We start from the raw sequence: 13,110 nt of genomic DNA on the forward strand, positions 1-13,110 counted from the left end.
TAGAGCCGGAAAGGAAACGGATAAGAGCTGGGGGTGGAGCCGGATCGAGACGGATTGGAGCTGGGGTGGAGCCGGAATAGAAACGGATAAGAGCTGGGGGTGGGGCCGGATCGAGACGGATTGGAGCTGGGGTGGAGTCGTCACTTTAGCTTGCTGTTTTATGCAGTTTTATTCTGTTTTAGTGCTATGCCGATAATGATGAGTCCTGGCCAGAATAGGTAGGCGAGGATCTCTAAGTTTTCACCAAAAGTGTATAGGAACATCTGCAACAGAATGGCAACGGCTACGGCTGAAATCGCATTGCTAAAAATAAAACGCAGTAGGCTAATGAAAGTGACTAACATCGCTGAGGCTAGCGCTAAAGCGCCTACTAGCCCTTTAACAAACAACAACCCATACCAAGTATGGTGGGAACCTATGACCATGTATTCCACTAAATGCGGACCTTTTTCAACAATGCCATGTCCCCAAATAACGGCTTCGTTAGCCCAACGTTCGAGTGCGATGTTGCCCAACTCTTGTCTCACTCGGGTTGAACCTGCGCGTGCATTCTTAAATGCGTCGACACTTTGTTGCACTTTTTCAAGCACGCTATAGCCAGAGAATCCGAGAAATAGCAGGGCTGGGCTAGCAACAAAGTACAGCCATGGCGAACGGTACCAACGTATGAACATGAAAAAGCCAATGAGTAACAGGTAAGTCACCAGCGCAAGCCGAGACTGAGACAACAAAATCATAGTCAAACTGCCAGCGAAACCATAAAACCGATACCGCTTTGATTGCTCTTGGGTAGTAAAGATAAAAAACAGATTTGCCATCATGCCTAATGCCGGTGCCCACGGAGTGAACAGGCGCCACCTGGGGATCCCGCTGGCAGGATCCAGTTCATATAAACTGACGCTGAAAAATTCAGGTCCAGGTCCACCAATAATACTCAGCGGTGAGGTATAGAGCGTAGTGGGTAGTTTTAGTAGCCAGGCGAGTATAAAAATAGGCAGTAGAATAAGGGTGTGTTTGCAGACGATGCAACAGGCGCGATAGATGATTTGTGGGCGGATATTAAGTGAGCCAATTAAAGGGAAAATGGCTAACAGCGCCCAACCTTTGGCCCAACCAATACTCGACTTAATTAATTTGGCAGCGCCCAAGCCTTCAGTGAGATGCGCAACGACCAGTGCGAGTAACATCAACGACATGGCCACTATCCAGAATTTTTGCGTATTTGAAACAACAAATTGCTGCTGGTTCACAAGGATTCTTTTGGCAAGCCTTAGCAATAAAATCCAGCCAATCACCGGCGCGACCACATACATGGCACCCAATAACCAAAATAGGTAGGTGCCTGTGATGGAGTACCAAACTAGTCGTTCATCAGAATTTTCTGGAGTATAGGCTTGCGGATCCATAACATTCCCATCCCTGCGATTAATGATATCGATGCGGCAAATCCGCCAACCAATGCCAACAATAATGCTAACTTATCTGATGCCTCTGGCATTGTTGGTGACGACATTAACTGTATCAAAGGAAATGACGAATATATATCAGCTTTACCAACATCCATTTTAGCCAGTGCTGAGGTGAATACGGCGGTGGCTACTTGGTGTTCTCTTTGTAGATCTTCTAGTTTTGCAGCATCATCGTTACTGTCGTATAAGCGGTGATCCCAGTCATGGATCTGCTGCGTCAGCGAGGCTATTCGACGGTTTAGCCCTTTGGCCTGAGTATCGAGGGTTATTAGCTGCTGCATTAATTGCGCTCGGCCATCAAGATCATCGACTGATATCATTAACATTAGGCGTTTATCAGCATAACCAAGCAGTACTTTACAGCGCTTTGATATCGCCGCTAGTATCGATTTTTGCTCATTTATATGGGTAACCACCTGCGGGTGGCGCTTACCATATCGACTTGAATATTCTGTGAGTTTTGCCGTTACATTGGTATAGCTTACCAGTAATTGCTGAAACAACTGGTCATTTTTAAGGGTTAGCAAACCGGCAGCTTGTTTTGGTGATAATGACAGATGTATTTCAAGCATTTTTTGGCTTGCAATAATGCCTTGATACTCAGATACCAAGGTGACTTTACTATGTTTTAGGCGCTCCATCGTCAGTGCTAGCTCTTTAAATTGGTCAAGCGAGACCAGACCATGCTCCGACTGAAACTCAAGTAACTTGGTTTGGGTAAAGCTGACTTTATTGGCAAAACTCGCCATACCTACGCGGATAGCATCTTCTCGTTGCTGTACTTCATCGTTACGCAGCAGCGACAGTAATGCTTGTAAGCTGTGATAGTGCGCCCATGCTCGTTGTTGTGCGTCTTGAGCCGTGGCTGATTTTATGCTGAACTGCATCAAGCCCGTTTGATTTGGCAATTTTAGCTTTGGTTTAGTAAAAGCGCTGTTTTTAATGTTCATGGTTTTGGCCGCAGCATTGAGTATGGTTTTGCTGGTGGCGATTGACTGGTAATTAATTCTAGGGTCAATGGCAGTGCTTAAATAGGGTGAGCTAGCGCTACTATTGGCTTGGCCGATACTGTCTAAACTCACTACGGCGCCTGCACCTGCGCCGGGTAAAATGAGTGTCCATTGGCTTACATAGCGGCTAGGGGTCATGAGAATAAACAGCAGTACCAGCAGCCAAATACAAGCGAACAGTGTAAAGGTCAACTTCAGATAAGCACTTTTTCGCTGCTTAATGGGCATCTGGCTACCATTGACGAACAAACGCTTCATCCACAGTAGAGGTCTTATTGATTGTTTTTTTTCCATCATAGCCTCCTTTCCGTTAAGGACAATTAAAGTAATTCAAGTAGCGTTGCAGGGACCAATATTTCGGTTATAGTCCGCGCGATTTCCCGCATATTAGTCACTCGTGAGTCATAACAAGCAATGCCGTCACCGGGCATTAATATTGGATTCATGCCCGTTTCCCAAGAGTGTCTAATTAACGAATCCATAGAGCGTTCAATCACATCCATTTCAGATGTTAAAGGGTTTTTAGTGATCAGTAGTAAGTGTCGACTGGCATTGGTTGATTGCGCGCCGCCGACACAGTTTGCCGCTATTGCACCACTCAGCAGGCGCGTACCATAGGGAAATCGAGTGGCGTCGGTATCGACTGCAGATTGCGAGTTACTGCTTGCTGGCTGCGTGAGGTTAGACAGAAACACCCGGATCCCTGGCGCTGTTATTTGCGAGGGTCTAGCCAGTGCATCATCAAAATAATCGTGCTGTGGTACATGAATATGGTCACCCGACATGAGGGTCATTGATGGCACCGGGTAGCCGTGGATCACACCCGAAAGATCGAGCTTGAAACTGTGCTGATCACGAATAACAATAATTTCGCTTATATTCGCGTCGGGGCGAACTCCACCAGAGGCTCGAAGCGCTGCTGCTATGCTTCTTTCTACTGCTTGGTCGCCACTGTGGCTGCCGCTATCATCGATAATCACGGTATCGGTTTTCTTGTTGATTTTGTGCTGTCCAGGTTCAAATACGCCACCTGAAACGGTGACCTGCACTGGCGCCCACTTTAATGGGGTAATACTGATCCTTACGCTGTCTTTGAGCATAAAGTCTTGCTCAACCAAATGTTGCGCAATGGAGGTTGATAATTGCTGAACATCAAGCCCTTTGGCATGAACGGGTTGCAGGTAAGGTAGATAGATATAACCGTCGTTGTTGACTTCGACTTTACCACTGAACTCGAGTCCATTTAAGACATTCACGTTCAAACGATCACCCACCGATAAACGAATATTTTGCGGCAAGTGTAGCGCTTGCTGTGCTTGACCCGTTTGCATTAACCAGGTGGTTCCCATGGGATTATTTGCTCTTTGAGTTATATTTTTAGGCGCACGTTCGCTGGTTTTGCTGCGCATGTAAGGGGTGTCGTTATCGTAGAAGTGGCATTGGGTCATGTCATCTTCTATGTTGTCACAGATGTCTGCTTCTTCTGGGTGATGGGGCAGAACGCATCCCGATAATGCCGTCGCTATGGCGATGATGAGTAGCCCAGATAAAGCACTCAATTGCTTTACCTTAATCACTGGACTCAGCTGTGCATTCTGCGGCAATGCTGAGTGTTTGACTGTGGCGGATAAGTTTAAGCTGTGATTGGGGTTCATAGCGTCTTCCTTAATACCTGACTTGTTAGCTAACAAGTTCATTGCATATATAATCAATAGCGGCTGTTTCATCTTCATAGATAGAAAAAACGTGATGCAGACGAGTCAGCTCGATCAATGCACGCACGCCAGCTGTGGGTGACAGTAATACAATTTCCCCACCTTGCTCCTCGACTTTTTTAAGCGCTGAAATTAACACTGAAAGGCCGCTAGAGTCGATGTATTGCACTTGATTTAAGTCGATAACTAATTGAATCATCCCGCTGTTGATTTTTTGCAAAATGGCGGCACGAAGAGTCGGAGTCTGTGTCATAACCATTTCGACCGGTAAGGTGATTTTGCAGGCATTATTCTGTGCTAGTGGAGAGAATTTCATAGGAAGCTCCTTAATATGCTTTGGGCATGGTTGCTAATGAATAGTTGCTAATGAAGACAAAATAACGATTTGTTTGTCATTTATCTTTATTGGGTTTACATAGATATTTGCAACTCTGGTGCCAACTTTTAAGTGTCTGTTATTAAGGGGTTTAATCTGTTCTGGAGGTTTTGGCTGGAGTACGTTTGGAAGGGATTCTTAATATGCAAAGCATAATGAGCAATCTGCGAATAACTCAATGTGATGTAAGAAAAAGGTTAATATAGTTGAATATTTAACATAGAAAACAATACGTTGTGCTATGTGCACAGCACAGCACTGACTTGACTGGTTAGCCAAAGCACAACGATGTTTTCCTGCTCCCTAATGTTGAGCTTGAGCTGGAGTTTAAGGCTGAGGCTGAGTTAGCTTGCGAATATGCCTGTGTCATTGGATTGATAAGCTCAATTGCAGATGAGTACCCGCGACAGATTCTTGTACCCTCACGTTATCCATCCAGCTATGCATAATCCATAAACCTCGACCCGACTGAGCATCAGTATCAGGGCATTGTTGTGGTGCTTTACTGCTATGTAATACGGAGTGATCCAGCAGGTCGACAATGACTTTATTGTCGCGATTGTGCAAAATTAGCGTCATATCTGCTGATCCGTTGTTAGCGTGATTCATTACGTTTGCGACAGCCTCGAGTACACAGGTGACAATCTTAAATCGTTGCGAGGAGCTTATTTGGTTCTGCAACATAAACTGCTCTATTTCCAGACAAAGAGAGTGCTTGGCGAGTACGGATTTATTGAGGTTTATCTGTATGCTATTCATGTTCTTTCCTTGATTAATTTAATTGGCAAGTGAGTGAGTTATTGGTCGCAGACTGTGCGGAGATCAGCATTAATGAAATATCATCCTGAGCTTGCTTCTGTTGCCAAAGATCACAACTGTGCGTTAGGTGATGCAGTAATGAATCGGGCGTGAGTGTTCTGGCATCATTGACTATCTTGAGCAGACGCGGCTGGCCAAAAAATCCATGCTTCGGGTGACGGCATTCATATATGCCATCGGAATATAGGAGTAAGTGTTCTTGCTGTGCTAATGAAAAATGGCTACTGCTATATTGGACATTTTTGCGGATCCCTACAGGCAGTTGAGGTTCTATCTTGAGCGGTGTTTTGTCGACAAAGTAGGCTTGTTGCGCATTAATCACTATTGGCGCTGGGTGACCTGCGTTAACTAACTCCACTGCGCCGGTGACTGTGTTGGCAATGCCAATCACCATGGTCGCGAAGCAGCCGCTATTTTGTGGGTCCCCAAACTCATTGTTAAGTGTGTTGATGAGTTTGCACACATCTAATGCCTGCCACGCTTGATGGTTATTGGTTAAATTTTGTGCCAGCGTGAAGCTTTGCATAGACGCTGCGGTGCCATGGCCACTGACATCAAGTAGATAAAAGCCAATATGTTGTTTGTCGATATTGAAGCATTGAAAAATGTCCCCAGCGAGATCCTGTGCTGGTTTAAATTCACAGGTCACTTGCCATTGCTGATTGAGCAGACCGTTGTCGGGCAGCAGCGCTTGCTGCAGCTGCGCTGCTAACGCGAGATCTTGTTTGACTGAACGGAGGTATTGTTGCTCTTTTTCAAGTAAGTGGTTAAGTGTCTTATTTTTTTGTGCCAATTGGCGCTGCATCTCTATGATCCGCAGTCCGGCATTGATCCTCGCTTTGAGCACAGCACTATTAAAGGGCTTAGCAACATAATCATCTGCGCCAGAATTTATCCCCTCAACAATATGGCTATTATCACTGTTCCCGGTGAGCAGTATGGTATAGGGGCTATTGATTGAAAGTTTGAGTATTTTGCAAAACTCGATACCGTTCATATTTGGCATCATCCAATCTGTAATCACGAGGTCGATATCGTGATCACTCAGGTAATCAATAGCAGATTCTGCATCGGAGAAATCAACGCTATTGAGTCCCATCGCAGTGATTAAACCGCTTAACAAGCAGCGTTCGCTATCACAATCTTCGACAAGCATGATGTTAAACGGTTGCTCTGTTTCTGAAGCGGTCAACACTGTCATTACTCAATTCGCAAAATTGTTGGGCTATGCAGAGAGACAGCAAAGGCTATGCCATTATCGATGATACTGAACTATCTATTTGTATATATTGATTATTTGTATTTTTACAGTTTTTAGGGTCTCGTCATCAGTGCTATTTTGCACTTGAGATTGTTGCAAATTGCGAATGGCTGTTCCATATTGAGGTTAAGCATTAATAAACAATAAGTCTTTGTCATAGAAAGAGATTTTAAATTCTCTGTTTGATTTAGCCTATTTTTAATCTTGGCGTACTTATTGCTGGTATTAGTAAAATGAAAATAGATTTAGATCAAGGATGGAACGGCATGTTTTCACTCTTCTATAAAGAACAAAGGCTTTTGATGCATAGCTCAAAAATAGTGATGGCTAGCTTGCTACTATGCTTTGCACAGACCTGTATTGCTGAGGTTGAGAGTCGTCGCTCAACGGAAATTTTAGTCTTTGGCGTTGTGCCTCAGCAAGCGGCTAGTACACTCGCTAAAGCCTGGGGACCGCTGTTGGCTGAAGTGTCGCAAAATGCAAAGCTTGATTTGCGTTTTGCAACGGCGCCCGACATTCCTACTTTTGAATCTAGGCTTGCAAGGGGGGAATATGACATCGCTTATATGAATCCTTACCATTATGCGCAGTTTCATGAATCACAGGGTTATGAGGCTCTTGTTAAAGAAAAAGACAAAAAGCTCAAAGGTATTATTGTGGTCGCTAAGGATGGGCCTTATCACAATCTCGATGCCTTAGCCGGAAAGACGATGGCGTTTCCCGCACCAGGTGCATTTGCGGCCAGTATGATCCCAAGGGCGAACTTAAAGCAGCGAAATATCGATTTTACGGCTAAGTTTGTGGGCTCGCATGATTCTGTCTATTTAGCCGTATCCCAGGGATTATTTGAAGCGGGTGGCGGCGTCGGTAGAACATTCAATAATTTACCCGTTGAAATTAAATCTAAGTTGCGCATTCTTTGGACCACGCCAAAGTACACGCCTCACGCCATTGCTGTACATCCCAGAGTGTCTGCAAGCACACGTAAAATATTGGCCGCAGAGCTAGAGGCTTTGTCGGCGTCACCGCAAGGTCAGGCCTTGCTCAACACGCTTGGTTTTAGTGCATTTAAAACGGCTCAAGATAGTGATTGGGATGATGTTAGAGCATTAAAACTGGGTGAGTTATCCATTCCGCTAAAGGAGGGTAACTAATGTCTTTTAGATTAAAAACGATTCTTGGTATTGCGATTATTGAAGGCTTGCTGTTAATGATCCTGGTGTATACCAGCATCGACTATTTAAAATCCTCTAATGAATCTGAAATAGAAAAGCGTGCTCAATCTACGGCATCATTGTTTGCTGCTGCTGCAAAAGATGCCGTGCTCAGTACCGACTTATCAACGCTGAGTAATTTAGCCAATGAGCTTATTGCGACTAATCAAGTGTTGTATGTGAATGTCTTTAATAGAGATGACCTGTTAGTGACCGCTGGGGTGACTGATGGCGCTCATTTAGCCGCGCGTGATAGCGGTGTGACCTATGTTGATGATGGCATTTTGGATATTGAGGCCATGGTCGCCGAGTCTGGCATTGTTTATGGCAGAGTAGAGCTTGGGGTTGAAATATCAAAGCTTGATATCTTTATTGCTGATGCCACCAAACAATTTCTATTTATTGCTGCGTTGGAAATGCTGCTTGTTGCACTGTTCTCCTGGCTATTAGGTCACTATTTAACCCGAAATCTACAGCAGTTAAAATTGGCCTCAACTCGAGTGTTTTCGGGGGAGAAGCAAGTCAAGATACCGGTGACGTCAGAGGATGAAATAGGCCAAGCTGCCCATGCTTTTAACCAGATGGTTGAACAGGTCGATATTAAAACCCATGCGCTAGAGAATGCCAATACGCGCCTGAGTACCATTTTAGGCACCGCTTTAGATGGCTATATCATCATCAATACGCGTGGTGAGATAAGCGAAGTGAACCCTGCCGTTAGTCGCCTTTTTGGTTATAAAGACAGTGAGTTATTAGGCGAAAATGTATCGTTACTTTTACCTTTATCTGAAAGGCCCATGCATGACGGTTATATCCGTAACTATCTTGAGAGCGGTGACGCTAAAATCATCGGTAAAGGTCGGGAGTTACTGGCGCAGCATAAAGAGGGGAAGCTGTTTCCCATTGAGCTATCAATCTCAAAAATGATGCTTGATGGCGAGCTATTGTTTTTAGGATTAGTCAAAGATCTTAGTGATGTAAAGCGGGCGCTGGTGGCGGCGCAAAGAACAGAATCAATCTTATTAGCCACCTTAGAGGGCAGTAAAGATGCATTAGTCACTATCGATATTACCGGTAAAATTCAAGAGGTAAATGACTCAGCTTGTTTAATGTTTCACGCCCATCAGCATGATTTAGTGGGTGAGTTGATGGAGACTCTATTGTTTAGAGGCGAGACGCAAATTGCGTTTAGGGGCATGCTAGAAGAGTACCGCCGTACGGGTGCAGGCAAAGCTATTAAAAATGCCACCGAAATGCATGCGACGGACTTTAGTGGCAAGCCTATCGCAATTGAGCTGACTTTGATCCCGGTGCAGTTAGGTGACGAAATGCTGTTAACCGCGTTTATTCGTGATATTTCGAGACGAATGGAGTACGAAACTCAGCTTAAACTGGCTAAAGACCAAGCAGAGCAGGGCAGTAAAGCAAAATCTCGATTCTTGGCTACCATGAGCCACGAAATTCGCTCTCCTCTTAATGCTGTGCTGGGAAGTGTTGAGCTGATGTTGGATTCACGGTTGAATAAAGAGCAACGTATCTATGCCAATACGGCAAAAGAAGCAGGCACGGCGCTGTTAAGTACCATTAACGATATTTTGGATTTCTCTAAAATTGAAGCTGGGCAGATGTTACTGGAAAAAAGTGCCTTTTCGGCAGCAAAACTGGTCAGCCAAGTGCTACAGATTTTGTCACCTAAAGCACAAGATAAAGGGGTTACCTTAGCCAGCTTTGTCAATTGTAATGTACCCGAAAGTCTGATTGGAGATGGTCAGAGATTACGCCAAGTGCTACAAAACTTAGTTGATAATGCGATTAAATTTTCATCCGGTGGTTGTGTGGCTGTCGAGATGTGGTTACTTGAAGGTACCTCTAGCAAGGTGCAGTTATGCTGTACTGTATCGGACCAAGGTATTGGTATTCCCCAAGAAGCACAAGGCACATTATTTAAGGAGTTCAGTCAGGTTCATGATGGGTACAATACCAACTATAGCGGCACGGGACTGGGCCTCGCCATTTGCGCAGAACTTATCAACCGTATGGAAGGCAATATTGCAGTACGGAGCCAACAAGGAAGAGGTAGTTGCTTTAGTTTTGATGTCAAACTTGAGCTGGACAAAACAGAAGTGCCGTTATCTCCTGTCACACCCGCTCATGCTCGTGTGTTGCTGGTACATCCCAATACGACCTATTGTGAATTGTTTACCAAACAATATAGGCAATATGGTGTAACCGCTATTTGTGTTGATAGCATCGACAACATCTTCAATGTATTAAAGGTGCAAGGTCGTTTTAATTTAGTGTTAATTGATGAGCACTGCCTAGTCGATCTCAAAGTGGATCAGGCTAAAGAGATTAAACAATCATTTCTTTATGACGAGGCGCTAATGGCGGCACTCATGACGGTGGTTGTGCCTGAAGCGTCAAAATTATTGGCAGAGGTTGGTCTTGAGCAAGTGGTTAATAAACCACTAAGCAGAGACATGATGCTTGGCATGCTCAGTGGCGATCACAGCTTTAATACTGAGTTAAACAGCGCTGAAGAGATGTTGATGAATGAAAGCCAAACTCAATTACCGATTTTGTTAGCAGAAGACAGCCCTGCAAACCAGATTGTGGCCAGTGCGCTATTAAATAAATCGGGCTTTAAAGTTGAGATCGCTAATAACGGTAAAGAAGCCGTGGCTATGGCAGCGAATAAAGAATATGCGTTGATTTTAATGGATATGAGAATGCCTGAAATGGATGGTATTGAAGCCACTGAACATATTTTGCTGCAAAATCCGCAGCAACGCATCATCGCTATGACGGCGAATGTACAAAAAGAGGATGTAGAATTATGCATGAATGCGGGCATGAAGGACTTTGTCCCTAAACCAGTCAATCGCGCACAATTAATTAAAGCGGTTAATCGGTGGGTGACAAAGGATACATCGATGACTCGATCGTCTTACCAAGCAAATCATCAAGTGAACGGTTATGGTCAATCTTTAGTGGCTGAATGGGATGATCCTGTTAGCGCTTCGCCTCAAGCAGATAAAGATCCAATCGAGTGCGTATCAAAGAGGGCTGCATCAATATCGAGTTCTGCGTCTACAATCAGTCAAGAGCCTAAGAAAGAGTTTAACAAAGATAATTATCAAGCTGAGGGACAAAGTTTGACTGAAAAACACGGACTAGAGAAGGGGTCAGCAAGTGACGTTGTTGAAGAGATAAATAGCCCATTACTCGATGAAGCCACGCTTAAAGAGTTAACCAGTATGCTTGGTGAAGAGGCGATGACAAGAATGTTCAGCGTATTTATTAATGAGGCCGATGAGCGACTCGGTATATTAAAATCACTGTTAAAAGCCTATCAGTCACTAGGCGAATGTGATCTAGATGAAGTTGACATACAGGCGCACACATTAAAAAGTAGTGCGGGCAGTTTTGGTGCTCAAGCGTTAAGTGTGGCAGCTAAAGGGCTTGAATTAAGTGCCAAAGAGGGTGATATTAATCAAGTAGTCCAGTTACTTAGTGATGTTATTGATATTGGCGAGAAAACCCTACAGGTGTTTAATGCCCGTTTAGCGTAACGTCATCCGCTAGCATGCAAGAAAACTGACTGATAACTGCTAGACTTTACTCACTAACCTTTGTCTCTCTTAGCGTCATTGATGCGATGATGACAACATATTAAGGTTCGATAATTTATTAAAGGTTGATTGTTTATATGGATATAACGAGCTCGTTCAGTGCATTACTCGTAGAAGATAGCATGTCGCTCGGAGCGCTATACACGGAGTACTTACGTGCGGACGGTGCGAAGGTTACTCATGTTAATCATGGTGAGGATGCGCTAAATGAGTTAAAGCAGTGGCAACCGGACCTGTTAGTGTTAGACATTAAACTTCCCGATATGTCCGGCATGGATATTCTTGATATTGTTCAAAAACAGTATCCTGATATTACCGTTATTATGATCACCGCTCATGGCACGATTGGTCTCGCGGTTGATGCTATGCGCGCTGGCGCCTTTGACTTCCTGGTTAAACCATTCGATGCTAAGCGTTTATCAATTACCGTTCGAAATGCCCTTAAGCAACGACATCTGGTTAACTTGGTGGCTAAATATGAAAGCAGTTTACCCAAACCCCATTATTTGGGCTTTATTGGTGAGTCGCTGGCGATGCAAACCGTCTATAAAACCATTGACTGCGTTGCCAATAGTAAAGCGTCTGTTTTTATCGTGGGCGAGAGTGGTACGGGTAAGGAAGTCTGCGCAGATGCTATTCATCATGCTGGTAGTCGCCGAGATGAAGCCTTTGTCGCATTAAACTGTGCTTCAATTCCGAAAGACTTAATTGAGAGTGAAATTTTTGGTCATACAAAAGGTGCATTTACTGGGGCTATAGCACACCGTGATGGTGCGGCAACACGCGCCCACAAAGGGACATTGTTTCTTGATGAAATCTGCGAAATGGATTTGGAGCTGCAAAGTAAGTTATTACGTTTTATCCAGACTGGTGTTTTTCAGCGCGTTGGCGGCACTAAAGAGGAGAAAGTTGACGTCCGTTTTGTGAGTGCGACTAACCGTACTCCTTGGGATGAAGTCAAATCGGGTCGTTTTAGAGAAGATCTGTTTTATCGATTACATGTGATCCCAATTGAACTGCCACCATTAAGAATGCGCGGTAATGATATTTCGCTGCTAGCGAATAAATTACTCAAAGAGTACAACAAGGAAGAGGGTAAGCAGTTTAAAGGCTTTAGCGCTGAAACTAAACAATGTCTTAAAAATTATCAATGGCCGGGCAACGTTAGGCAATTGCAAAATGTCATTAGACAAGTGGTGGTGCTTAATGATGCTGAAACGGTTGAGTTTGATATGCTACCTATGCAGGTGACCGCAGATACTAACGTTAAACATATCGCGGCTAAAGTGCAGAGCAGCCCGACGACGCTTGCAGATGTTAATTCTCCTCCGGTGGTTAAAGGAACTGTCGAAGTAGAAGGTGACTTTTCTAAGCCGGTAGCAACGCAAACAGCCCCCGCTGATATTGTCCCTCTATGGATAACCGAGAAGCAGACCATTGAAGATGCAATTGCATTTTGTGGCGGTAATGTGCCCAAAGCGGCTGCACTGCTGGATATTAGTGCCTCGACAATCTACCGGAAACGACAGAGTTGGGAAGAGTTGGAGACAAGTTTAACTCAAGAGGGCTAGTCACTTTTTAACACAATAGTTGATAGAGAAAGCACCGCTAAAA

9 protein-coding genes are annotated in these 13,110 nt (G+C 44.3%); 3 read left to right on the plus strand and 6 right to left on the minus strand.

The features are described 5' to 3' along the window. Positions 1-158: 158 nt before the first annotated feature. The 6 genes from L2729_RS07795 to L2729_RS07820 form a co-directional block, all read right to left on the minus strand. A complete protein-coding gene (locus L2729_RS07795; RefSeq protein ID WP_248987761.1) occupies positions 159-1,406 on the minus strand; it encodes an O-antigen ligase family protein in 1,248 nt (415 codons plus the stop codon). Further along, positions 1,361-2,773, minus strand: coding sequence for a GumC family protein (locus L2729_RS07800; protein ID WP_248987762.1), 1,413 nt, complete (start codon positions 2,771-2,773; stop codon positions 1,361-1,363). Before L2729_RS07800 ends, L2729_RS07795 begins: the two co-directional genes overlap by 46 nt. A gap of 26 nt (positions 2,774-2,799) precedes the next feature. Continuing rightward, positions 2,800-4,134 carry a polysaccharide biosynthesis/export family protein gene (locus tag L2729_RS07805; protein WP_248987763.1) on the minus strand — a complete coding sequence of 445 codons (1,335 nt, stop codon included), beginning with the start codon at positions 4,132-4,134 and terminating at the stop codon, positions 2,800-2,802. A gap of 25 nt (positions 4,135-4,159) precedes the next feature. Then, on the minus strand, positions 4,160-4,510 hold the full coding sequence (locus L2729_RS07810) for an STAS domain-containing protein (RefSeq protein WP_248987764.1): 351 nt from the start codon (positions 4,508-4,510) through the stop codon (positions 4,160-4,162). Positions 4,511-4,936: 426 nt separating this feature from the next. After that, positions 4,937-5,329, minus strand: a complete 393-nt coding sequence (locus tag L2729_RS07815; RefSeq protein ID WP_248987765.1) for an ATP-binding protein — start codon at positions 5,327-5,329, stop codon at positions 4,937-4,939. 13 nt (positions 5,330-5,342) lie between these two features. After that, a complete protein-coding gene (locus L2729_RS07820; RefSeq protein ID WP_248987766.1) occupies positions 5,343-6,590 on the minus strand; it encodes a SpoIIE family protein phosphatase in 1,248 nt (415 codons plus the stop codon). 293 nt (positions 6,591-6,883) lie between these two features. Between L2729_RS07820 and L2729_RS07825 the strand changes: the two genes are divergently transcribed. From L2729_RS07825 to L2729_RS07835, 3 genes are all read left to right on the plus strand, one after another. Next, positions 6,884-7,804 (plus strand): phosphate/phosphite/phosphonate ABC transporter substrate-binding protein, encoded by a 921-nt coding sequence (locus L2729_RS07825; RefSeq protein ID WP_248987767.1) that lies wholly within the window; start codon positions 6,884-6,886, stop codon positions 7,802-7,804. After that, positions 7,804-11,436, plus strand: coding sequence for a PAS domain S-box protein (locus tag L2729_RS07830; protein ID WP_248987768.1), 3,633 nt, complete (start codon positions 7,804-7,806; stop codon positions 11,434-11,436). Before L2729_RS07825 ends, L2729_RS07830 begins: the two co-directional genes overlap by 1 nt. Before the next feature lie 137 nt (positions 11,437-11,573). Further along, complete coding sequence (locus L2729_RS07835) at positions 11,574-13,067, plus strand: sigma-54-dependent transcriptional regulator (protein ID WP_248987769.1); 1,494 nt, start codon at positions 11,574-11,576, stop codon at positions 13,065-13,067. Positions 13,068-13,110: the final 43 nt, after the last annotated feature.

The sequence above is a fragment of the Shewanella gelidimarina genome (assembly GCF_023283945.1).
GTDB classification, from domain to species: Bacteria; Pseudomonadota; Gammaproteobacteria; order Enterobacterales; family Shewanellaceae; genus Shewanella; species Shewanella gelidimarina.